Consider the following 22,560-nt stretch of genomic DNA (forward strand, 5'->3'; position numbering starts at 1 on the left):
CCCCCCCCCTGAGTTCGATTGATTCGACGCTCAGGGGGAGCTTTCGTTTCCCCCGCATTCTTTTCCCACGCACCATTGCAGGATGCGCGGGGCTACAAGCTAGAGCAGCGCTACAGGTGAGCCTCGTAAAAGCGCATGCGGAGAAGGCAAAAGGGCAAAAAGAAACACGCGACACCTCCGACATCGCATACCTTCGTATGCAGCGAATGTATCGCGCGTTCATTTCTACCCTGGACTAGTTTAGCGCCATAAACGGTTTCCCGTGTGGATTGAAGAAGGTTTAATCTGCAACCACTCCGGCGCAAGCAGGCGAACAGCCTTCGCACACCCCGACAAAGCAGTAATAATCGACTCGCAACGCTGATTAAACTCGCTCTGATGACGCTTATCCACAATCTGCCCCGGAAAATGGCGATGCATCTTCGACACAGAGTCGCTACTCTCCTGCAAACCGTGGCCCGTATGGCCCGGAACATGCTTCACCAGCACACGCTTCTCGCGGATAGCCTCCGTCAAAGCACGCATCTGAGACACCACACGCTCATCCTGAATACCCTCAGAAACCCACGCCTCAAAAGCCCAACGGCTATGCGCCAAACGCAACACAAACGTCAACGCACCCAAAGAATCCGTATGAATAATCAGGCGGCGCGAACCGCTATGGAACACCGTATAAGCCGCCAACATTGCAGACAGCTCACCGGTCATAATGTTCACGCCATCATAGTGGGCATGAAAATAGAAGCCGTCCTCACTCACGCCGGCGATACCCATACGGCCGCCACGCTGATACTTCTTATTGTGAGTCGAACGGAACGAACAATCCGTGAAAACGCTATAGTCCTGCAGCTGATCCAGCGGACGAGGGGTCAGTGCCTCCTCCACCATCTCATCCACAGCGGTACGTGCCGCACACACCTCAGCCTGCATCCGCTCATACGCGGGCGTGCCAGCAAGCTTCACATGCACTTCACCCAAAGAATGGTTATCGTACGGGTCCAGCACCTTCTCAAAGGCGCGGTACTCCATAATCCCCTTCAACTGGTCGCAATCACGGAAAAGATGCTTCAAATTCTTACGGTCAGCAGCAATCGTCACCAGGTTCTGACGGTACTGCTCAGGAACCACATCCCACGCAGAAAGCACGGCACGACCCAGCAGACGCGGATGCACCTCATCACAACAATCCATGAGGGAATGAACGTGAGTGAAAAGCATCGGCTCCTCATTCACCACAGTGCGGGTGCCGTCCTGCTTAGAAATAAAAACCACCGTCGACAACGCCGAATAACAAAAACCTTGCGCCTTACGATGCTCCTGAGCCACCGCAATCACAGCAACGCCCTGATCCGTGTACCCGGCAGGGTACGAGGCGCTATAGTCGGGCGCCTCCCAGGTCAGGGTGCATCGTTTGATATGCGCCGGTGAAAATCCCATGAGTGTCACCCCCCATGTGTGCCATACCGCGTCTCCTTCCATTCATGCGGTGTATCGTCCTCATTCTTTTATAGGTCGAAAAGAAAGGGGCACGCAAATATAAAACACCTTTTTTACAGTTAGCGAATGGATCACCCGCAACTCCTCTCTCACACCGGCACAGCACAAAACACAGCGTGAGAACACAGCGCGAGAAACCCCCGCGCATACCTCACCGAGGCGCGGGGAAAGGTGTACGGTAAAAGAGTCATATACGACGCGGCAACCGCCGCACCACCCCACAAGGAGAGCCCCATGATTGGTGTCTACGCCGGAGTATCCGTCAAGCCCGAGCACGTCGAAGAATTTCTCAAGACCATCGAACCGCTCGTGACCGCAAGCCGCCAGGACGAAGGCAACGTCAGCTACGACTTCGGTGCCGTCTCCGACACCGACTTCGCATTCATCGAGCGTTGGGAATCCCAGGAACTGCTCGAAAAGCACATGGGCACCGAACACTTCCAGAAGGCTGTCGCCGCATGGGAGCCGCTGCTCTCCTCCGAGCTGGACGTTCGCATCGTCAACTTCCGCTAAGCAACGTTAAAGACCGAGGTGCCCGGCACCCCCTACGTGAGGGGTGCCGGGCACCTTCGTATGTCAGTTATGGAGGCGAGCGCGGCAACTCGTAGCACGCCTCGCCTTCATTCTCGGTTTAGCAGCGCTCTCGGTTTAACGGCGTTCTACGCCAACCTCCATCGAATCAAGTGTGAAACCATTCGTCGCGCTCACGCAATGCACCTTACCGCTATTCACCGACTTGCAGGTGTAACCATACGCGGTCACCACCTGACCGGTCGGCAGTGCAGTAATACCCTCGGTATTCACCGGCTCCGGGGTGGCGGTCTGACCGACCAGGCTCACCGCAGGAGCCTGGCCCTGCCCCATGTGCACGCGCTGCTGCGCCTTACCGGAGGCGGCATCCCACCCCTCCAGGGTCACGCCCACCAGCGCCTGGCAATCCACGCCCGACGGGGTCACCGAGCACGCAACCTTAGAGTCCGGGCTGGTGAAACGCAGCGCCTCAACAGTCTTCACCGAATCGCCCTGACCGAAAGTACCGCCGCCGTACGCTTCAGCGAAAGTCAGCGTACCCGACAGCATGCGGGTCTGCGCCGGAATCAACGCCAGGCGAGGCTTCTCAACGCTACCGCCCTGCGTGAAGCAGGCACCCGTAATGTAGTCGCGGCCCTGCACCTTCGTAGCGCACTGGTACCACTCAACACTCGCCGCGCCGTCCTGGTTCTTGCGGCTGTTGAAGAGGCGCACCGCCTCCTGAGCCTTCGCGCAATCCGAACCGTCATACACGTAAATACCGGCGGAACCACCCAGCTGGCTGGTCATGCCGCAGCGGGTGCCCGCATCGATAGTGTTCGCGGAGCCGCTCGCCGTGGCGTATGCAGCCTCGAACTCGGCATCGGTGCTCGGCTCATCCGTGGGGGTCGCTACCGAGTCGTAGGTTGCCGGGGAGTCCAGGCCGGCAGAAATCTGGACAGTATTCGGCTTCCAGGAGCCATCCGCCGCGTGGAACAGGGTCTTTGCATCAACGGGCGCGGAAGAAGTCGCCACCATCATCGGGGCGGTTTCAGAATCATCAGCCTGCGGCTGAGCGGAGCAAGAGCTCAAAGCGAGCGCACCGATGCAGGCAAGAGCCGTCAGGGCACGACGAGTAAAAGCACGCTGTGCGCGCGCGGGCAGGGTAACCATGAATGCGTCCTCGTGAGGGTTGCGAATTGCGTTGTGTCGAGTGGTTGTGCTGAGTCGGTGAATCGGGTACCTAAAATACCTTCTTACACCCTACTGCAACACCACTGACAAGGCAATACGCCGCACCGGGTATCCCACGACGGTGGACAAAGATACGAACAAAGACGCGGACAAAGAACAGCGCCCCGCCCGCAGAAAAACCGCGGAACGGGGCGCCAGCCCATAGGGCAAGTATTAAATTCTCACACGATGCGTGAAGGGCTTATGCGTCCTCGGGCAGGATGCGCACGCCGCCCTTATCAGCCGAAGCAGCCAGCATGCCGTACACCTTCAGGGCGTTCGATACGTGACGCTCACGCGGCTTGGTCGGACGCCACGGTGCAGCGCCCTTCGCCTCACGGCGAGCAGCAAGCTCCTCATCCGAAACGTTCACACGCAGGATACGGTTGTTCACGTCAATCTCAATCTCGTCGCCGGTCTGTACCAGGCCGATCGCGCCGCCAGCAGCCGCCTCCGGGGAGACGTGACCGATAGAAATACCCGAGGTACCACCGGAGAAACGACCGTCAGTAATCAGCGCACACTTCTTGCCAAGGCCCAGACCCTTCAGGTAGGAGGTCGGGTACAGCATTTCCTGCATGCCGGGGCCACCCTTCGGACCCTCGTACTGGATGACAACAATGTCGCCTTCCTTCACGTTCTTCGACAGAATCTCGTGCACAGCCTCGTCCTGCGACTCGACCACGAAGGCGCGGCCCTTGAAGTGGAACAGCTCCTCATCAATACCAGCAGACTTGATGATCGCGCCGTTCTGGGCAATGTTGCCGTACAGGACCGCCAGACCGCCGTCCTTGGTGTACGCGTGCTCCACGGCGCGGATGCAACCGTTCTCGGCGTCGGTCTCGTGGGATTCGTACTTGTTCGCGGTGGAGAACGCCTGAGTGGTGCGCACGCCGCCGGGAGCAGCGAGGAACAGTTCCTTCGCCTTCTCGCTCGCCTTGCCGCTGCGGATATCCCACTCGTCCAGCCACTCGTCCAGCGAGTCAGCGTGAACAGAATGAACGTTCTTGTGCAGCAGGCCGGCACGGTTCAACTCACCCAGCAGGGCAGGAATACCGCCGGCACGGTGCACGTGCTCAATGTGGTACTTAGTGGAGTTCGGGGCAACCTTCGCCAGGCAGGGAACCTGACGCGAAATACGGTCAATATCCTTCAGGGTGAAGTCAGCACCCGCCTCATGAGCAATCGCCAGGGTGTGCAGCACAGTGTTGGTCGAACCGCCCATCGCCACATCCAGCGCCATAGCGTTCTCGAACGCCTCCTTGGTCGCAATGGAGCGCGGCAGAACCGACTCGTCATCCTGCTCGTAGTAGCGCTTGGACAGTTCAACGATGCGGCGGCCAGCATCCAGGAACAGCTCCTTACGAGCAACCTGAGTAGCCAGGGTGGTGCCGTTACCGGGCAGCGCCAGGCCAATCGCCTCATTCAGGCAGTTCATGGAGTTCGCGGTGAACATACCCGCGCACGAACCGCAGGTCGGGCACGCATTCTTCTCAATCTGGGCGAGCGCAGCGTCGCTGACGCTGTCATCAACAGCCATCACCATGGCGTCCACCAGGTCAAGGCGGTGCTCAACAATACCCTCAATGCCCTCACCGGACTCCATGGGGCCGCCGGACACAAAGATGGTGGGGATGTTCAGGCGCATAGCCGCCAGAAGCATACCGGGGGTGATCTTGTCACAGTTAGAGATGCAGACCAGCGCGTCGGCACGGTGCGCGTTGACCATGTACTCGACCGAGTCAGCAATCAGATCGCGGGAAGGCAGCGAGTAGAGCATACCGTCGTGACCCATCGCAATACCGTCATCAACAGCGATGGTGTTAAATTCCTTGGCGACGCCGCCAGCCTCACGGATAGCGCCGGCGACCAGTTCACCCATGTTCTTCAGGTGCACGTGGCCGGGTACGAACTGGGTGAAAGAGTTCGCGATAGCAATAATGGGCTTGCCGAAATCGTCATCGCCCATGCCGGTGGCACGCCACAGGGCGCGGGCACCAGCCATGTTACGGCCGTGAGTTGAAGTACGTGAACGCAGTTCTGGCATTGTTTTACCTTCCGTAGTGATGCAAGTACTGATTTTACGCGCGGCGTCCAACGCTCTTCAGCTCAGGGTCACTTTGGTTTCATGCATCGAAACGCGCACGAGCCTGCAACCGCCTATCGGTGGGAGGGTTGAGGCCACGGGGGTTGTGCCGGATCTGCGGCAGAATTGCCCCCTTTGGGGTAGATGGGGACATCACCCCATTATGCCCCCTAATCTGGAATGAGCCCAGGTTGCGGGCGTCGATATTCAGTCGGCGAACGCACCGGGAGGCGGCGGGCTGCCGTGCCTGCCGCGTACGGGCCTCGCTGCGCATACGTAGCACCACACGTAGCACCGGTGCGGTTCGTTTCCAACACACTGATTTATACACGCTGAACCCTGCTTACATTTCAGAAGGTTTCCATGACACAGGCACCCACCGCATCGCTCACCCTCACCCCGGCAACCAGCCCTGCAACCACCCCGGCAGGTGGCAAGGATTTCGCGTCCTCCGTCATCTACCAGGTGTACCCCAAGTCCTTCTACTCCTCGGCGGGTGGCGCCTACGGCGACCTGCGCGGCGTCATCGAGAAGGTGCCCTACATTGCTTCCCTGGGCGTGGACATGGTGTGGTTCAACCCGTTCTTCGCCTCCCCGCAGAACGACAACGGCTACGACATCTCCGACTACTACGCCATCAACCCCGACCTGGGCACCATGAAGGACGTCGAAGAGATGATTGCCGCCCTCGCCGAGCACGGTGTGGGCGTCATGTTCGACATGGTGCTCAACCATGTTTCGACCGAGCACGAGTGGTTCCAGCGTGCGCTCGCCGGTGAGCGCGAGTACTGGGATTATTTCTATATTCGCCCCGGCAAATACACCGAGGACGGTCAGCTGCGCGAACCGACCAACTGGGAGTCGAAGTTCGGCGGCTCCTGCTGGTCCCGCTTTGGCGAGTACACGGATGAGCACGGCACTCCCCTGTTCTATATGCACCTGTACGACCGCACCCAGGCGGACGTGAACTGGTACAACCCGACTGTGCGCGACGAACTGTTTAAGGTCGTGAATTTCTGGTACGAGAAGGGTGTGCGCGGTTTCCGTTTTGACGTCATTAACGTCATCGGTAAGGACGAAGAGCTGCTCGACGCCCCCGAAGGCACCGTGGACAAGGCACAATACACCGACACCCCGATTGTGCACACCCGCATTCAGCAGCTGAACCGCGCCTCGTTCGGTCAGTATGATGGCACCGTGACCGTGGGCGAAATGTCCTCGACCAGCATCGAAAACTGCGTGGGCTACTCCAACCCGGCAAACCACGAGCTAGACATGGTGTTCAGCTTCCACCATCTGAAGGTGGACTACGAGAACGGCGAGAAGTGGTCGAAGGTGCCGTTCCGTTTTGCCGAGTTGAAGCAGATTCTGAACGATTGGGCACTGGGTATGCAGGCCGGCGGCGGCTGGAACGCGCTGTTCTGGAATAACCACGACCAGCCGCGCGCGCTGAACCGTTTTGGTGACGTTGAGCGTTACCGTGCCGAGTCGGCGACCATGCTGGCGACCGTGATTCACCTGCTGCGCGGCACCCCGTACGTGTACCAGGGCGAGGAAATCGGCATGGTTGACCCGGTCTACTCCTCGATCGAGCAGTACGCGGATGTGGAGGCGCACAACGCCTACGCGATGCTGCGTGAGCGCGGTCTGAGCGAGCAGCAGGCGCTGGAGATTGTGGCGTCGAAGGCTCGCGATAATTCGCGTGTGCCGATGCAGTGGACCGCGGATCCGGCGACTGCCGGTTTCGGTTCGGAGTCGCTGTGGCTGGCTCCCGCCCCGGTGCGTGATGCGGCGACCGGTGCCGGTATTTCGGTGGAGGATGAGGAACGCGACGGCGTGATTCTGCCCTACTACCGCAACCTGATTGCCCTGCGTAAGCAGTACCCGGTCATTTCTGTGGGTTCGTATGCGCCCTACGCGCTGGATCACGAGCGGGTGTTTGCGTACCTGCGTGAGCTGCCCGCTGAGACTAGTGCTGAGAACGGTAGCCCGGCGCAGCGCCTGCTGGTGCTGACGAACTTCTACGGTGAGCCGACCGAGGTTGAGGTTCCGGCTGAGTTTGTTCGTTCCGGTCGCGTGCTGGTGTGTAATTACAAGAATTCTGCGGTCGATTCTGCTGTATCTGATTCGGCTGAGACGGTGACGCTGAGTCTGCGTCCCTACGAGGCTCTGGCGCTGCTGATTGAGGGCTAAAAGCGGTTCCGCGCCTCTCCCCTAGCCTGTGGGGCAGGATGATATAAACCGACCTGGCAATATTCTATTTCTAGAATATTCCCAGGTCGGTCTTGTTTATACCCATTCCTGTAGAGGAATTTATACGGAATTGCAGGCGGATTCTTAGAAGCCGTGCTCGTTCAGCCAGGTAGCAGCCACCTGCGCGGGCTCCTGCTTAGAGGTACCCGAAACACGGTCATTGAGAGTGCGCAAATCAGCGGTAGTGAGCTTCGCCGAGACACGGTTCAGAACCTCCGCCGCAGAGTCGGGAACTCGCGACGTATTGATAATGGGCAGCACCTGCTGAGCCAGAATCATGTTCTTTGGATCCTCCAGCACCACCAGCTGATTCTGCTCAATTGCAGGGGTGGTCGAGTAGAGGTCAACCACCTGCACGGTGTCATCCAGCAGGGCCTTGACGGTCAGCGCGCCACCACCATCCGAGAGGGGCACAAACTCGGCGGGGACGCATCCGTACTTCTCTTTCAGACCCGGGATGCCGTAGGCACGCTCGGCGAACTCCGGGGCGGCACCGAGCTTCAGGTTCGTACAGCGGGAGGCGAGGTCTTCAAGGCTTCGCAGGCCGTACTTCTGGGCGGTCTGGGCGGTAACGACGAGCGAGTCCTTATCCTCCGCCTCGGAGGCGTTCAGGGCGCGGATTTCAGCCCCGGAGCCACCCGTGGTGAGGGTGCCGAGGGCGGCGGGTAGCGCCTGCAGAATCTCCTGCGCAGTGTTAGCTGTAGCCTTCGGGTCCAGGTAGAGCAGTAGGTTTCCGGAGTAGTCCGGGATAACGTCCACCGCACCGGAGGCGAGTGCCCCCAGGTACGCCTCGCGGGCGCCGATGCTCAGCTGGGTGCGGGCATTGAATCCCGCCCGGGCGAGGGCTCCGGCGTAGATTTCGGCGAGGATTTGGGATTCGGCGAAGGCTGCTGAGCCGACGATGATTCCTTCGTGTTCGCCGCTGAAGACTTTGTCGCCGCTGAGCCCGCAGGCGCTGAGAATACCCGCCATGCCGAACGCTCCGGCGGCGGTGAGGGCAGTGCGACGAGATACGGTACGGCGTGCGAAGGTTTGAGGCGTCTGATTCATCGGGTTCATGCCTTCTTCCGGTTGATGGTGAGCCCCGCGGGGGTGAGCGTACGCTGCACGAGGCCCATGAGCGCGTCCACGGCGAAGGCGAGAAGCGCCACGAGCAGGGTTGCGACGAGCATGCGCGGGTAGTCGCGCACGGCGAGCCCGTCGAAGAGGTACCTGCCGAGGGTTCCGCCGCTCAGGTAGGCGACGATGGTCGCGGTTGCGATGACCTGCACGAGTGCGGAGCGGAGCCCGCCGAGCATCATGTTTGCGGCGAGCGGGATTTCGAGGCGGGTCAGAATCTGCCATTCGGTCAGGCCTTGGGCGCGGGCTGCGTCCACGAGGTCTTCCGGCACGGCGGCGAGGCCTTCAAGAACTCCGGCGAGCAGGGGCGCCGCCGCAATAATAATGAGCACGATGAGGGAGGGCAGGGTCGAGACGCCCAGCCAGAGTGCCAGGATAGTGAGCAGACCGAGTGCGGGCAGCGCACGGGTGGCAGCAACGGTGCTCATGAGCAGGTTGCTACGGCCGCGGTTGGTGCCGTAACCCGGGCGGTGGTGCCCAGCCCAGAGGCCGAGGGGCACGACGATGAGTGCCGCGCAGGCGGTGGCGAGGGCGGTGACGCTCAGATGTTCGAGCAGGCGCACGAGGATTCCGCCGTTTCCCTGCCAGTTGGCGCCGTCCATGAAGTAGGCGAAGGTTCGTTCTATGACGTTCACGGGTTATGCCTTCCTTTCGGGACTGCGGCGGTTCGCAATCGTAGCCGCTTGCCAGGGCGTAAATGCCCTCGTCAGAAGGATAAGGAACAGGTCGAGGACCAACGCGAGCAGCAGGCTAAGGATTACGCCAGCCAGGATTTCCGAAGGGATATTGCGCGCGAGTCCGTCGGTGAAGAGCGTGCCGAGCGAGGGCACACCGATAAGGGCACCCACGGATACCATCGCAATATTTGCCACGGTTGCCACGCGGATTCCCGCCATAATGACGGGCGTAGCGAGGGGCAGGTAGAGCTCCATCAGTGCCTGTCGAGGCGTGTATCCGAGGGCGCGTGCAGATTCATGCACGCTATCGGGTACGGAGTCGAAGGCATCCACACCGGAGCGCACCATGAGCGAGAAGGAGTAGACACTCAAGGCGACGAGCACGTTCAGCGGGGAAATAATGGAGGTGCCCAGAATGAGCGGCATCAGTACGAACAGCGCGATCGATGGGATGGTGTACAGCAGCGAGGAGAGGTGGATGAGGGTTCGCGCACCGATGCGGCGTTCGGAACCGCGGTCACGGCGACGGCTCGCGTAGTAGGCGACCGGCAGCGCGACGAGAGCGCCAATCGCGACGGGTACGACGCCCTGGTAGAGGTGGCTGAGGGTCAGCTCGAGGATGCGCTGGCTGTTGGTGGCGACCCATTCCCAGTGCATGTCGCTTGCGGCGAGGGGTGATGCCACTAGGGGATGCGCGGTGAGAGGTGGTGCCGCGAGCACACCATTTCCTAGAAGACTCATTCGCTTTTCTCGCCTTCTGCCGCACCATTCTGCGCTTCTCGGGAGGCGGCAAGTCGGCGTGCACGCGCCTGGCGCACCGTCTGCTCATCCAGCAGGCCGGCAACGGAGCGACTCACGAAGGAGCGCACAAAATCATCGGCGGGGCTGTAGAGAATCTCTTCGGGAGTACCGAACTGTGCGAGGCGACCACCCTCCGCGAAGACGGCAATTGTATCGCCGAGCAGAAGCGCCTCGTCAATGTCGTGGGTGACGAACACAATCGTCTTGGCGAGTTGCCCCTGTAGGCGCAGCAGCTCTTTCTGCAGGTCGGTGCGCACTACCGGATCCACTGCGGAGAACGGCTCGTCCATCAGCAGGACGGGCGCATCGGCGGCGAGAGCACGCGCCACACCAACGCGCTGCACCTGACCGCCCGAAAGCTGGGAGGGGTACCGCTTGGCGTACGAAGAATCCAGACCGACCACGTCGAGCAGTTCGAGGGCGCGCGCCTGTGCCTCCTTGCGGGAGGCGCCGAGCAGGCGCGGTACGGTGGCAATATTCTGCGCGACGGTGCGGTGCGGCATGAGCCCGCCCTGCTGCATCACGTAGCCAATGCCGCGGCGCAGCTCGTAGGGGTTCTTCTCGTGCACGTTCACGCCGTCAATGGTGATGGTGCCGCTATTGGGCTCCACCATGCGGTTAATCATGCGTAGACTAGTGGTTTTACCGCAGCCGGAGGGGCCGACGAACACGGTAATCTGCCCGGCGGGAATATGCAGGTTCAGGTTCTGCAGCACCGTGGTGGGTTCACCGGTACGGCTCGGGTAGCTCTTGGTGATGTTCTCGAAGCGAATTCCGCCCGCCTGCACGCTACCAGTGGCAGCATTTTTTGCCCACGGAATTTGAGGTGAGTCCTCTAGGCGTTGGTGGGTTGAATTTTGGGCGGCTGAATTTTGGGCAGTCATGGGTGCGTTGGTGCTTTCTGCAGTGGCTATAGGGCAGGTGCCTCTGTATACAATCTATATACAAAAAGGCGGCATCTGAGGGTTTTATTCCCAAGATGCCGCCTTTTCGACGGTTTTTCAGTATCTGCAACCGCAAAGTTTTTTAAAAACAAAACCCGCCCCACTGTAGAAGCCTGGAGGCGGATTTCGTGGCTCCGACCGGCGTCGATCCGGTGACCTTACGATTTTCAGTCGTACGCTCTACCAACTGAGCTACAGAGCCTTGCGTATTTACTTTTAGATACGCAATGACCGCGTCTTCGGATGAATAATCATCTGAAATTACGCGGCCAGAGCGACCCCGACGGGACTTGAACCCGCGACCTCCGCCGTGACAGGGCGGCGCGCTAACCAACTGCGCTACGGGGCCTTGTTGGAATCAACAGAAGTAAATTCTATATCATCTAACTTGGCTTTGCAAATCGTGAGATTTGCAAGTACCCCCAACGGGATTTGAACCCGTGCTACCGCCGTGAAAGGGCGGCGTCCTAGGCCGCTAGACGATGGGGGCCTAGTCGATCGAACAGGTTCCGTTTTCTTCATCCCGTCGTTCGAACCTCCACTAGTCTATGACAGGTTTGCGGAGGCGCGCAAACCGTTTTGTTCGATTTTGCCCGATTTTGACCCCCATTTTCGACCATTTATAGCCTGGCACATATGTATTTAAGCTAGTCAATGACGATTCAGAAAAACTTCAAAAAATTTTAAAATTTCTTCACAACACCCCATATCAGGAGCTTTTGGAGGGATTTTAGCGACTTTTGGGCGCCTACAGAGGCCTCAAAGAAGCCCTATTTCCCGCTCTGATTTCTACAGATTTTCTTCAGAATCTTCCAAAATTTTGTTCCGAAGATGCCGGCATCAGTCCCGCAAGAATTCCAAAAACCCACCTTCACATCTCTTATACACCCCTCTTATGCGCATCGCAGCGGCCAAAAAACTCCACAATATCTCCAAAAAATTTTCGACAACTTTCTACGCGCTTATATAGGACATGCAGGCAAGACGCTACCCTGGGCGCAAATATCTGCAAGAGAGTGCACAGCAACACCTCTCTAGAGGGTTCACCCCAGCACCCCCCGGAACCCTCAAAAATGTGCCGCGCAAAGCAACTACAGGCCAGAATGCACGTAGATGCAAATATTCACTCTTGGGAATACAATAAACCGGCTTGTCAGACGCTTATTTTTCTCTCAGTGCAGATATCTATGCAATTATGACGACGCAGAAATATAAAGATTTGATAAACCTCTAGCGATTGACAAGGAGAGATGAAAGCCAGCTGAAAATACCCCCTGAAATAGCTTGAAGCCCCCTCTTTGAGCACCGTACTATAGAGGGCGTGAGGTCACTTCCGGACCTTGCACGGGGCCACTTCCGGAGCCCCAGACGTAAAGTCACCGCACATTACAGCACCGATAAACCGCATAGAGATCCAAAGGGGGATCCAGTGTCCGCAACGATGAATCGCCGCACGGCATTCCGTGCACTCGGCGTAGGCACCGCAACCATCGCTCTCGGCTGTGCAGCTGCACCCGCAGCGCAGGCACAGCAGATGGCGCACCCGCAGAAGGCAATGACTGCCGACCAGCAGCTCAAGCTGATTCTGCGCCGCCTAGAGCAGGTACCCGCCCGTTTGAAGTATGCGAAGCCTGGATCCTCCAACCGCGTTAATAGCGGCATTGAGAGCGCACTGGGCAACCTGACCACCGTCCAGGGCACTGACGCAGGCCGTCAGATTGCAAGCGCTAAGGCCGCTGTTCGTAAGTCTGATGGACGCGCCCACGCAGCGCTCTCCCCCGTTGGTGTTATTGCCTGCGTTGTCAGTATTGCAAAGTTTGTCATTCAGCTGGGCATCGCCATTTACAAGCTTATTAAGGCACTCGTTAACGCCTTCAAGCAGTGGAAGACCTTCAAGAACATCGTGAAGGCCGTCATTTCTGGTGAAACCCGCAAGAAGCTGGGTACTTAAACTGAAACCGTACTCAAGGCCATTTTGGGCATTGAAGACGTCCTCAAAAAGTGTGCATAGTCTACACACCGTACGGCTATGCGCTTGTTTAGAGAGCTAATCTTGGTGTTTCTTTAGCTTTCTAGACCCCGTTAAGGGATGCGCCGCACGTGGAGTCACTGCATGGGCTCGCTGCGCGTCCGGGTAGCCGGAGGGTATGTCCTCGAGTGTCTTCGGCACCTACCCAGCCCACCCCGCATGACCTCATGGTGCGGGGTGGGTTTCTTTAACCGCTCTTTCGATAACTCTTCCGGGCGAGCACTTTCCGAGAGCCCCCTACTCCCCCGCTTCCTTATATATAGACAAAAATCGACCCCGCACCGGTTCACGGTACGGGGTCGATTTCTATGCTCTACGTGCTAGAGGTAAGGATTACTCGCCGCGGGAGATGTTGACCATCTCGTCGCGGTCCACAACCTTCACGCGGGCGCGAGGCTCACCGGCTGCATCCTTGGATGCGGCGCCCAGTGCCTTCTCGTGGTCGTCCAGGCGGTGCCAGCCTTCCCAGGTGGTGTACTTGATGCCCTTGGAGTCCAGGTAGGCGCTGAATGCCTCTGCCTCCGGCTCGGGTGCGGTGTAGAGGTTCTCGCGGTCCTCGAGCAGGTGGGTGATGGTTTCGAGCGCGTCAGACTTGGTGGAGCCGATCAGGCCGACAGGGCCGCGCTTAATCCAACCGGATGCGTACAGGCCGGGAACGACCTCGCCGTTCTCGTCCACGACGCGACCCTCAACGTTGGTGATGACGCCGCGCTTGTCGTCGTAACCGATTTCGGGCAGTTCGGAACCGAAGTAGCCGATTGCGCGGTAGACAGCCTGTACGGGGTAGTCCACGTACTCGCCGGTGCCGATGATGCCGCCGTTGCCGTCGAGCTTGTTGCGTTCCATGCGCAGGCCCACGACCTTGCCGTCTTCGCCGAGAATCTCGTGCGGGGACTGCAGGAAGTGTAGGTGCAGGCGGCGGGATGCGGTCTGCTCGTTGGTCTTCTGGTCTTCCAGCCAGCCGCGCAGGGTCTTCATCATGACCTTGGTCTGTGCGTTCTTCTCCATTGCTTCTTCGGAAGCAGCGTCGAACTGGAAGTCCTCTTCGTACAGGACGATGTCCACGTCGCGGGAGTGTGCGAGTTCGCGCAGCTCGAGCGGGGTGAACTTCATCTGTGCGGGGCCGCGGCGACCGAAGACGTGCACGTCGGTCACGGGGGAAGCCTTCAGACCCTCGTAGACGTTGTCGGGGATTTCGGTGACGAGCAGGTCGTCAGCGTGCTTGGAGAGGATGCGGGAGACGTCCAGAGCGACGTTGCCGTTACCGAGCACTGCAACCTGCTCAGCTTCGAGCGGCCAGGTGCGGGGGTAGTCGGGGTGGCCGTCGTACCAGGAGACGAAGTCTGCTGCGCCGTAGGAGCCGTCCAGGTCGATGCCCTTAATGTTCAGGGGTGCATCAAAAATCGCGCCGGTTGCGAAGATGATGGCGTCGTAGTGTTCGCGCAGGTCGGCGAGGGTCAGGTCCTTGCCGTATTCAACGTTGCCGAAGAAACGGATGTCGCCGCGGTCCAGGACCTTGTGCAGTGCGGTGATGATGCCCTTGATGCGGGGGTGATCCGGTGCCACACCGTAGCGGATCAGGCCGAAGGGGGCGGGGTAGCGGTCGAAGATGTCGATGGCGACCTCGACGGCGCCGGTGCGGACCTCTTCAGACTTGGTGAGGATGTCGGCGGTGTAAATACCGGCGGGACCTGCACCAATAACGGCGACGCGCAGGGGGCGTGCTGCTTCAGACACGAAAATCTTCCTTTCGAAGTTCACCGTCCGGCGCCCGGTGCGGCGCGAACAGGCGGTGAGCTTAGTGTTCACTTCTTGCCTATTTTACCGGGGATTGACGGGTGTTCGGTGGCTTATATGTCTTCGCCCACTAAATAGGATAATTTTCTGTCACCTAATCCGGGCGGGGTCACCTAATTCAGGAGGGGTCGCCTAATCCGGGCAGGGCGGCGCATCCGACCCCGGGCACCTCCGCACGCAGCGGGCATAGAACTGCCCCACCCTCCGAGGTGCAGGAGGGCGGGGCAGGGTAACGAAGACTAGAAAGCAGGGGCTAGGAGGTGGGTACCGCCTCGAAGGTTACGACCAGTTCGTCACGCTCACCGAAGCGGACCAGGTGGCGGTCCAGCACATCCGCCAGACCAGCAGCCAACTCGTCGCTTTCGGCGCGCACCTCCATGACGAGGGCACCCTCGATTTCGCGCAGGTCACCGTAGCCACGGAAAATACCGTCGCGGTTGAAGGTGAGGCGCAGACCGTCGGGCAGTTCTGCGGTGCCGAGCTTGCGGCCCATGTGCGAGCCGAGCTGCTTGATGTATCGGGCGGGGCGGTCGGTTGCTACGACGGCGCGCTGGCGTACCGGCAGGGATTCTGCGGCGGGGTAATTCTCAGCGGTGTTTTCCTGGGGAGTTTCAGTCACGGTGGGTTCCTTCTCATCTATGCCGAATTCTCATCTATGCCGGAAAAGGCTCACCACACAGAACCTGGCATCCGGCGACGCATGTTTCACCTCGAATATAGCAGGAACTTAGGGTTCGCTAACCTAGTATGTCATCATTGTTCGCGCAGGGGCGATAAACAACCGTTCTTTACACACCTACCTCTTGAGCTTAATCTCAGCAGCAGCACCCAAATGTGCCGAAGTCACCGCATCATTCAAACGCTTAAAATCCGACCGGTCAGTATACGTAATCGTCAAAACAGCCTTCTGCCCATCACACAGAAGAGTCTGGGAGAATTCAACATTCTTCGCAGCCGAACGAATAGCGTTAAGCTCTTCGGTCCGCGCAAGAGCTTGCTGCACATCCTCCGGTGAAGAAGCTGTTGCACAAGCTGGTGTACTGGTCGAATACTCATTCAGCCATGGCTCAAAAGCTCCGCCCCAGTACAGGCCCAGAAGAGCGCCAACAAACACCACGCAAGATACTAGAACGCCCACCACTTTTCGCGGCAGGTGCCGCAATCCATTCTTTTGAGGGGCATCGCTTCCTGAATTTTCCGGCGCACGATCATACTCATCACGAGCTAGAGGGCTCCTTGTCGTCATGATCCGTTCTCCTTCCGATGAGAATTTACATTTACATCCACTAATCCCGAATCGGGAATTCTGGTAGGGGCTTCAAGACGGCATACCCTATCGCAGGCGGTCATCATATCTGCATCATGAGTCGCCACGATAACTGTGGCTCCACGCCGAGCAGCAGAGCTCAACAGCTCAACAACCAATGCCCGGTTCTCAGCATCAAGACTTGCCGTCGGCTCATCCGCAAAAATGTAGCGCACACCCTTATGGATTGCCCGAGCGATACCCACCCTCTGCTTCTCACCACCACTCAGCAGGGCAGCCGAAGTACGTTCCTTCCCTTCAAGACCAATGACGTTCAAAAGCTCGCGGCTCTCATCCGTAATACGAGCACGACCAAAGGTCTTACGATCAAGCAGAATATTCTCGATAACGCTCCATTCCTCAATAATTCCGTAATCCTGAAAAACGAAGGAAGCTTCATCAGCCCAGAACGCAAGACGCTCCTTCTCACGAGCACGTTCCATATGCCGACCCCCGATAACCACCTCACCCTCATGAGGCGGCATCAGCAGACCCAACACATTCAAAAGCGTCGTTTTACCGCATCCGCTCGGACCCACAATGCCAGTTACTTCCCCCGCATATGCCTCAAAGTGAGGACTCTGGAGAATGGGCTGCCCCTGCGCATACACCACAATGTCGCGGGAGGCGATAGTTACCTCAGGATGTTCCACGTTGCCAGAGGGATAAACAGTATTCCTCATCATTCACTCCTATACGTGACGACGGTGAACCGTCGCGGTGAAGATACGGCTAAAACTCAGTCTCAGCACCAGCGCCAGAATAGTGCCGTACAACAGCGGTGCTGCCAACGCTGAAAAAGCGTACTCTGCTCCCTGCACCAGAAGAAGTACCAACCCAGCAGCAGAGCAAAGGCCCACAATGCAGGCTTCCTTCAGAAGGTACCCACTAAAAATTGTTCTGAGAGGCAGACCAGCAGTACGTAAAACAAAATCATTACGAGCACGAGCCGCAAGGGTAATGTACGTGTTAATTGCTGTGCCAATAATGAGTGCCGCACAGAGAATTGCTAGGCCCACTAGATGCGCAACATACCGGTTACGTTCCAGCTGCGCGATGTAAAGGTGTTCCTCTCCCGCGCGGTCCACAGAAAGTAGGGTCTGCCCAATTTCCTCAGCGTTGTAGGCAGCCCGTACAGACGCAGGCTGAGAGACCATGACGTTACCGGTAGTCAAGGCCGCAGAAATAAAGGAAGGTTGTAGATTCTGCGTCGCCGATTCGGTTACCACAAGAACGGGCTTTTTATAGTTCAGAAGCCGTGAATCCTGAGAGCTCAAAGCAGGTACCTTTACCCCCGACGAGTTGGTTTTATCCTCCACAGTGAGCAGAGTAAATCCGCGATCTTCCCGGTCTTTCTGGTGGAAAGAATACTCTGCACGCAAAGACTGAGATCCAGGGAAGTTGCTATCCTCAACATTCTTGAACGACAATCCAAGACGTTGCTGAAGAAGATCCACATAGGCGCGGTTCACCATAAGGGCACCATCGTATCCGCTGCCCTCCAAACCCTTAACGTTTTCCAACGCATAGGACAGGAGGACACCGTTCCGTGATTCAAGAGAACCTAAAGCACGCACTGTGGCCTGGTCGTAGGAGGCGAGCGCTTGTTCATCCCGGATCGTCGCTTCAGGCACGTTCACCCGTAAGGTGTACTGGTCAGAAAGAAGAGACCAGCCAGCCGCCGAATCGCTCCTACCCAAACTCACTTGAGCGCTTGAGACCAGACCCGGAATAGTGCACGCCACTAAAACCACCACAGCATACTTAGCGATTGCACTCGGAACTGTAAAACGTCGATACGCCGGTTCCCTACGTCCCACAGCAGTAATACTCGGCCAAGTCATGAGGTTGATCAGCAGTAGAGCAACCAGCATGAGAACGGTAAACACGGCAAAAATCAGCGCTGTAACCCCCAACAGTTGAGGAAGATGCGCCACACCGTACACGAACCCCTCTACGCATCCCATGCACAATGCTGTTACCGCTGCAGGAGGTAGCGCCAGGAGCAGGAGGTCTTGTGCATCCCTTAGCTGCAGGCGCTGCGGGGAGTATCCGTTCAGAAGCAGAATATTCTGAGTTCGCGAACGGACCGACAACCACCCCATGATTGCGGTACAGAAGAGCACAGCCAGGCAGATAAGGCTCGTCAGAGAGCCCGAAGAAGTAACTGCCCCGTAGACAACACGCACCGGGTTAACGGAGGTAACTTTAACATCCATGCCTTGTTCACGGGCAAGGTTTTCAAAAGCACGCACAAATTCTTGGCTACCCGCTAGCGCGTATTGGCCGTCAAGCGAAGAATCCCCAAGTGCTCGTGACGGATATTTTTTCCCGTGCTTATCCGGGTCGAACCAATCAATAGTTTCACCGTCAGAGCTCAGTGAATTTGCCCCAAAAACGTAGATGGATTTTCCGTGCCAGAAATCTTCGGGGTCGGCGACCACCTTGAGTAGCTGGGCACCATCGGCAGCGTAGCGATCCACCAGAGTATCAAAGTTCTGAATCAGCTCAGACTTAGACTGTTGCGAAGCACGCAGAGAAAGCTGTGCCTGCGCATTGGTACCCATAGGAGTCTGCGTCTCCAGGACAGAGATGAGGGCGCTACCCAGCAGAAAGGTCAGAACTGTGCACAATACTGCGCACACTCTCAGAGCATTTTTCATCGTTGAATCCCCGTCTGTAGCGGGCGGGTATAAAACTTCACCGCCCCAGGCCTGGTGCTAGAAGACTACCACCTTCATAACCTAAATGGTATAGATTTTCGAATTATTTAGATTCATGACATATATTTTTTTACTAGTCAGCGGATTTTAAGAATTTTTACCCTGCCTTATCAGGGTTCCTGAACGAAAGCTGGGAATTTCCTGGATTAACGCTTAGAGAAACTTTAACCGTAGAATATTTCGGTACAACAGTGTCACCTCCCCAACACACCGGGAAGTGGCACTTTTTTATGCGGGCTCGGAACCCCGAGTCACGCCCCGACTATGAGTATCTACGGATTTTCACGAATGTCTTCTGAGAACACCGCGGCTCCCCAGAACCCCAAGGCAGAAGCCAAGGGCGCACTGGACCGTTACTTCAAGATCACTGAGCGAGGCTCCACCATCGCCGCCGAATTCCGCGGCGGCCTCGCCACCTTCTTCGCGATGAGCTACATCGTCGTGCTGAACCCCCTCATCATCGGCCTCGGCAAGGACGCATCCGGCAACGCGCTCGGCGTACCGCAGGTCGCAGCAATGACCGCACTGGTCGCAGGCGTCATGACCATCCTCATGGGCGTCGTCGCCAAGCAGCCCTTCGCCATGGCGGCAGGCCTCGGCGTGAACGCACTGCTGGCAACCACCATCGCCTCCACCCCCGGACTGACCTGGCCCGCCATCATGGGCCTCGTCGTATGGGCTGGTGTGCTGATGACCATCCTCGTGCTGACCGGCTTCCGCACCGCAGTGTTCAACGCGGTCCCCGAATCGCTTAAGGTCGCAATCGTCGTCGGTATCGGCTTCTTCATCGCCTTCATCGGCCTCGTCAACGCAGGTATCATCCGCCGCATGCCCGACGCAGCAGGCACCACCGTGCCCGTCTCCTTCGGCGTCAGCGGTCACCTGCTCGGCTGGCCCACCCTCGTCTTCCTCTTCGGCCTGTTCCTCACCATTGCGCTGTTCATCCGCAACGTGAAGGGTGCAATCCTCTACGGCGTGCTCGCCTCCACCGCCCTCTCCATCATCCTGGAGAAGGTCGTGCCCTCCGGCAGCTCGGTTAAGTCCCCCACCGGCTGGTCCCTGAACGTCCCCGTCTGGGACTCCAACACCAGCAAGCTGCCCAACTTCTCCCTGTTCGGCTCCGCTGACCTGTTCGGTGCCTTCGGCACCCTCGGCGGCATGGCAGCTGTTCTGCTGATCTTCACCATCCTCATCTCCGCGTTCTTCGACGCAATGGGCACCTCCGTCGGTCTCGCAACCGAAGCAGGCACCATCAAGGACGGCCAGATCGAGAACGTCGACAAGGTCCTGCTCGTGGACGCCCTCGGCTCCGTAGCCGGCGGTGGCACCTCCTCCTCCGCAAGCCAGATCTTCGTGGAGTCCGCAACCGGTATCGGCGCGGGCGCACGCACCGGCTTCGCGAACGTCGTCACCGGCGCACTGTTCCTCGTCGCGATCTTCCTGTCCCCGCTGGTCACCATCGTGCCCTTCGAAGCTGTTGCACCCGCAATGGTGTTCGTTGGCTTCCTGATGATCCGCCAGGCAGTGAACATCGACTGGAACGACTGGGGTCTGGGTATCCCCGCGTTCATGACCATCATCTTCATGCCGCTGGCATACTCCATCGCGGACGGTATCGGCGCAGGCTTCCTGTCCTACGTCTTCATCCGCCTGGTGCAGGGTCGCGGCAAGGAAGTTCACTGGCTCATGTACGTGGTTTCCGCAGTGTTCCTCATCTTCTTCGCTAACGGCCTGATTACCGGCTGGATGCACTAAATACATCGGGTGCTTCACCCTCCCACGTGGAGGCGCGGGCGCCATCAGGGCGGGGTATCGGCACCTTTGGGGTGCCGGTACCCCGCCCTGCGCTATTCTTCCCTCTACCCTAGCTACCCAATTCTGGTTGCAGGGGTCGGGGAAACACCACATCGCCGATTGAACCGCCGCACACAACGCGTTTCAACGGCACAAGCTAAGCGGCGGCGCCTACAATGGTTGAACCATTGTGGCGCCCAACCCGGGACTTACCCGCGAGCTTCACCCGTGAAACCGGCGGCGCAACACAGTACACACCGAACAACATCAACGGATCCTCACATGTCTGAACCCCAGAAGGCGGCAGCGCCCACCAGCGCACTCGACCGCTACTTCAAGATTTCCGAACGCGGCTCCTCCATCGCCGCAGAATTCCGCGGCGGCCTCGCCGCATTCTTCGCCATGAGCTACATCGTGGTGCTGAACCCCCTCGTCATCGGTACCGGTGCTGACGCATCCGAACGCACCCTCGGTATCGCACCCGTCGCGGCTGTGACCGCGCTGGTTGCCGGCGTGATGACCATCCTCATGGGTGTTATCGCTAAGCAGCCCTTCGCCATGGCGGCTGGCCTGGGCGTGAACGCGCTGCTCGCCTCCACCATTGCCACCACCCCGAACCTGACCTGGGCAGACATCATGGGTCTGGTCGTTCTTGCCGGTCTGATCATGACCGTTCTGGTGCTCACCGGCTTCCGTACCGCGGTGTTTGAGGCGGTCCCCGAGTCGCTCAAGACCGCGATTGTGGTCGGTATCGGCTTCTTCATTTCTTTTATCGGTCTGGTCGACTCCGGCATTATCCGCCGCATGCCTGACGCAGCCGGCACCACCGTTCCGGTGAGCCTCGGCGCGGGCGGTCACCTGCTCGGCTGGCCCACCCTCGTCTTCCTCTTCGGCCTGTTCTTCACCATCGCCCTGTTCATCCGTAACGTGAAGGGTGCGATCCTGTGGGGCGTGCTTGCCTCCACTGCGCTGTCCCTGATTCTGGAGGCGGTTGTCCCCTCCGGTTCCGTGAAGGAGGCGGCGACCGGCTGGTCCCTGAACGTGCCTTCCCTGGCGGACATGAAGTTCACCACCCCGAACTTCTCCCTCATCGGTTCCGCTGACCTGTTCGGCGCATTCACCCACATCGGTCCGCTGGCTGCTTCGCTGCTGGTGTTCACCATTCTGCTGTCCGTGTTCTTCGACGCGATGGGCGTTTCGGTTGGTCTTGCCGCCGAGGCTGGCACCATGAAGGACGGCAAGGTTGAGGACATCGACAAGGTCCTGCTCGTGGACGCTTTCGGTTCCGTTGTCGGTGGTGGCGCATCCGGTTCCGCCAACCAGATTTTCGTTGAGTCCGCTACCGGTATTGGTGCGGGCGCACGCACCGGTTTCGCAAACATTGTGACCGGTGTGCTGTTCCTGCTGGCGATTTTCATCTCGCCGCTGGTCACCATCGTTCCTTTCGAGGCGGTTGCTCCGGCGCTGGTCGTGGTCGGCTTCCTGATGATTCGCCAGGCCGTGAATATTGACTGGACCGACTGGGGTCTGGGTATTCCGGCGTTCTTGACCATTATTTTCATGCCGCTGTCGTACTCGATTGCGAACGGTATTGGTGCCGGCTTCGTGGCGTACACTTTCATTCGCTTGGTGCAGGGCCGCGGTAAGGACGTGCACTGGCTGATGTACCTGGTGTCCGCGGTGTTCGTGATCTACTTCGGTATGGGCATCATTAACGGCTGGACTAGCTAAGTCCAACAGTCTACATATTTGCTGAAGGCAGGTTCCTGATGCGGCTGAGAATGTAAGTTT

General features: G+C 58.5%; 18 protein-coding genes and 3 tRNA genes. 6 read left to right on the forward strand and 15 right to left on the reverse strand.

What is annotated here, in order from left to right:
- Positions 1 to 239 (forward strand): hypothetical protein (locus HMPREF2928_RS09195; RefSeq protein WP_210399886.1); only part of this gene is annotated, 239 nt, incomplete at its 5' end.
- A gap of 1 nt (position 240) precedes the next feature.
- Here the strand turns inward: HMPREF2928_RS09195 and HMPREF2928_RS08690 are convergent.
- Positions 241 to 1,437, reverse strand: a complete 1,197-nt coding sequence (locus HMPREF2928_RS08690) for an RNase H family protein (RefSeq protein ID WP_070688282.1) — start codon at positions 1,435 to 1,437, stop codon at positions 241 to 243.
- A gap of 294 nt (positions 1,438 to 1,731) precedes the next feature.
- Between HMPREF2928_RS08690 and HMPREF2928_RS08695 the strand changes: the two genes are divergently transcribed.
- Positions 1,732 to 2,010 carry a putative quinol monooxygenase gene (locus HMPREF2928_RS08695; protein ID WP_044150828.1) on the forward strand — a complete coding sequence of 93 codons (279 nt, stop codon included), beginning with the start codon at positions 1,732 to 1,734 and terminating at the stop codon, positions 2,008 to 2,010.
- A 135-nt stretch (positions 2,011 to 2,145) separates the two neighbouring features.
- Here the strand turns inward: HMPREF2928_RS08695 and HMPREF2928_RS08700 are convergent, their stop codons facing one another.
- Together HMPREF2928_RS08700 and ilvD are read right to left on the reverse strand one after the other, a co-directional pair.
- Positions 2,146 to 3,180, reverse strand: coding sequence for a 2-oxoglutarate dehydrogenase (locus HMPREF2928_RS08700; protein WP_070688283.1), 1,035 nt, complete (start codon positions 3,178 to 3,180; stop codon positions 2,146 to 2,148).
- A gap of 262 nt (positions 3,181 to 3,442) precedes the next feature.
- Complete coding sequence (gene ilvD, locus HMPREF2928_RS08705) at positions 3,443 to 5,287, reverse strand: dihydroxy-acid dehydratase (protein WP_070688286.1); 1,845 nt, start codon at positions 5,285 to 5,287, stop codon at positions 3,443 to 3,445.
- A 402-nt stretch (positions 5,288 to 5,689) separates the two neighbouring features.
- Here ilvD and HMPREF2928_RS08710 point away from each other — a divergent pair, with 402 nt between their 5' ends.
- On the forward strand, positions 5,690 to 7,519 hold the full coding sequence (locus HMPREF2928_RS08710; RefSeq protein WP_070615526.1) for an alpha,alpha-phosphotrehalase: 1,830 nt from the start codon (positions 5,690 to 5,692) through the stop codon (positions 7,517 to 7,519).
- Positions 7,520 to 7,663: 144 nt separating this feature from the next.
- Here HMPREF2928_RS08710 and HMPREF2928_RS08715 read toward each other — a convergent pair whose 3' ends face one another.
- The 7 genes from HMPREF2928_RS08715 to HMPREF2928_RS08745 form a co-directional block, all read right to left on the reverse strand.
- Entirely contained in the window at positions 7,664 to 8,629 is a 966-nt protein-coding gene (locus HMPREF2928_RS08715; RefSeq protein ID WP_070615678.1) for an ABC transporter substrate-binding protein, read from the reverse strand.
- 5 nt (positions 8,630 to 8,634) lie between these two features.
- On the reverse strand, positions 8,635 to 9,333 hold the full coding sequence (locus tag HMPREF2928_RS08720; RefSeq protein ID WP_070634562.1) for an ABC transporter permease: 699 nt from the start codon (positions 9,331 to 9,333) through the stop codon (positions 8,635 to 8,637).
- 3 nt (positions 9,334 to 9,336) lie between these two features.
- Complete coding sequence (locus tag HMPREF2928_RS08725; RefSeq protein WP_070688287.1) at positions 9,337 to 10,116, reverse strand: ABC transporter permease; 780 nt, start codon at positions 10,114 to 10,116, stop codon at positions 9,337 to 9,339.
- Positions 10,113 to 11,060: an ABC transporter ATP-binding protein gene (locus tag HMPREF2928_RS08730; RefSeq protein WP_070688289.1), complete on the reverse strand. Its 948-nt coding sequence runs from the start codon at positions 11,058 to 11,060 to the stop codon at positions 10,113 to 10,115. The genes HMPREF2928_RS08725 and HMPREF2928_RS08730 overlap by 4 nt, the downstream gene beginning before the upstream one ends.
- A 189-nt stretch (positions 11,061 to 11,249) precedes the next feature.
- Positions 11,250 to 11,322, reverse strand: a tRNA-Phe gene (locus HMPREF2928_RS08735).
- Positions 11,323 to 11,395: 73 nt separating this feature from the next.
- Positions 11,396 to 11,469 (reverse strand) — tRNA-Asp (locus HMPREF2928_RS08740).
- Positions 11,470 to 11,537: 68 nt separating this feature from the next.
- Positions 11,538 to 11,610, reverse strand: a tRNA-Glu gene (locus HMPREF2928_RS08745).
- 939 nt (positions 11,611 to 12,549) lie between these two features.
- Between HMPREF2928_RS08745 and HMPREF2928_RS08750 the strand changes: the two genes are divergently transcribed.
- Positions 12,550 to 13,071 carry a hypothetical protein gene (locus HMPREF2928_RS08750; protein WP_070688290.1) on the forward strand — a complete coding sequence of 174 codons (522 nt, stop codon included), beginning with the start codon at positions 12,550 to 12,552 and terminating at the stop codon, positions 13,069 to 13,071.
- A gap of 411 nt (positions 13,072 to 13,482) precedes the next feature.
- Here the strand turns inward: HMPREF2928_RS08750 and HMPREF2928_RS08755 are convergent, their stop codons facing one another.
- From HMPREF2928_RS08755 to HMPREF2928_RS08775, 5 genes are all read right to left on the reverse strand, one after another.
- Entirely contained in the window at positions 13,483 to 14,886 is a 1,404-nt protein-coding gene (locus HMPREF2928_RS08755; RefSeq protein WP_044150832.1) for an FAD-dependent oxidoreductase, read from the reverse strand.
- 313 nt (positions 14,887 to 15,199) lie between these two features.
- On the reverse strand, positions 15,200 to 15,565 hold the full coding sequence (locus HMPREF2928_RS08760) for a DUF2218 domain-containing protein (RefSeq protein ID WP_070688292.1): 366 nt from the start codon (positions 15,563 to 15,565) through the stop codon (positions 15,200 to 15,202).
- Between the two features lie 177 nt (positions 15,566 to 15,742).
- Positions 15,743 to 16,192, reverse strand: a complete 450-nt coding sequence (locus tag HMPREF2928_RS08765) for a hypothetical protein (protein ID WP_070688295.1) — start codon at positions 16,190 to 16,192, stop codon at positions 15,743 to 15,745.
- Positions 16,189 to 16,938: an ABC transporter ATP-binding protein gene (locus HMPREF2928_RS08770; protein WP_005509218.1), complete on the reverse strand. Its 750-nt coding sequence runs from the start codon at positions 16,936 to 16,938 to the stop codon at positions 16,189 to 16,191. Before HMPREF2928_RS08770 ends, HMPREF2928_RS08765 begins: the two co-directional genes overlap by 4 nt.
- Positions 16,939 to 16,944: 6 nt before the next feature.
- Complete coding sequence (locus HMPREF2928_RS08775; protein WP_246823598.1) at positions 16,945 to 18,819, reverse strand: hypothetical protein; 1,875 nt, start codon at positions 18,817 to 18,819, stop codon at positions 16,945 to 16,947.
- A gap of 444 nt (positions 18,820 to 19,263) precedes the next feature.
- On the opposite strand from HMPREF2928_RS08775, the gene HMPREF2928_RS08780 reads away from it, so the two are divergent.
- Together HMPREF2928_RS08780 and HMPREF2928_RS08785 are read left to right on the forward strand one after the other, a co-directional pair.
- Complete coding sequence (locus HMPREF2928_RS08780; protein WP_070688299.1) at positions 19,264 to 20,730, forward strand: NCS2 family permease; 1,467 nt, start codon at positions 19,264 to 19,266, stop codon at positions 20,728 to 20,730.
- Between the two features lie 321 nt (positions 20,731 to 21,051).
- Positions 21,052 to 22,500, forward strand: a complete 1,449-nt coding sequence (locus HMPREF2928_RS08785) for an NCS2 family permease (protein WP_005507245.1) — start codon at positions 21,052 to 21,054, stop codon at positions 22,498 to 22,500.
- The last annotated feature ends 60 nt before the right edge of the window (positions 22,501 to 22,560 follow it).

The sequence above is a fragment of the Rothia sp. HMSC072B04 genome (assembly GCF_001813725.1).
GTDB lineage: Bacteria > Actinomycetota > Actinomycetes > Actinomycetales > Micrococcaceae > Rothia > Rothia mucilaginosa.

Coding starts and splice junctions, on each gene's coding strand:
- HMPREF2928_RS08690 (WP_070688282.1), bottom strand. CDS start 1,437: ATGGGATTTTCACCGGCGCATATCAAACGATGCACCCTGACCTGGGAG.
- HMPREF2928_RS08695 (WP_044150828.1), top strand. CDS start 1,732: ATGATTGGTGTCTACGCCGGAGTATCCGTCAAGCCCGAGCACGTCGAA.
- HMPREF2928_RS08700 (WP_070688283.1), bottom strand. CDS start 3,180: ATGGTTACCCTGCCCGCGCGCGCACAGCGTGCTTTTACTCGTCGTGCC.
- ilvD (WP_070688286.1), bottom strand. CDS start 5,287: ATGCCAGAACTGCGTTCACGTACTTCAACTCACGGCCGTAACATGGCT.
- HMPREF2928_RS08710 (WP_070615526.1), top strand. CDS start 5,690: ATGACACAGGCACCCACCGCATCGCTCACCCTCACCCCGGCAACCAGC.
- HMPREF2928_RS08715 (WP_070615678.1), bottom strand. CDS start 8,629: ATGAATCAGACGCCTCAAACCTTCGCACGCCGTACCGTATCTCGTCGC.
- HMPREF2928_RS08725 (WP_070688287.1), bottom strand. CDS start 10,116: ATGAGTCTTCTAGGAAATGGTGTGCTCGCGGCACCACCTCTCACCGCG.
- HMPREF2928_RS08730 (WP_070688289.1), bottom strand. CDS start 11,060: ATGACTGCCCAAAATTCAGCCGCCCAAAATTCAACCCACCAACGCCTA.
- HMPREF2928_RS08765 (WP_070688295.1), bottom strand. CDS start 16,192: ATGACGACAAGGAGCCCTCTAGCTCGTGATGAGTATGATCGTGCGCCG.
- HMPREF2928_RS08770 (WP_005509218.1), bottom strand. CDS start 16,938: ATGATGAGGAATACTGTTTATCCCTCTGGCAACGTGGAACATCCTGAG.
- HMPREF2928_RS08775 (WP_246823598.1), bottom strand. CDS start 18,819: ATGGGTACCAATGCGCAGGCACAGCTTTCTCTGCGTGCTTCGCAACAG.
- HMPREF2928_RS08780 (WP_070688299.1), top strand. CDS start 19,264: ATGTCTTCTGAGAACACCGCGGCTCCCCAGAACCCCAAGGCAGAAGCC.
- HMPREF2928_RS08785 (WP_005507245.1), top strand. CDS start 21,052: ATGTCTGAACCCCAGAAGGCGGCAGCGCCCACCAGCGCACTCGACCGC.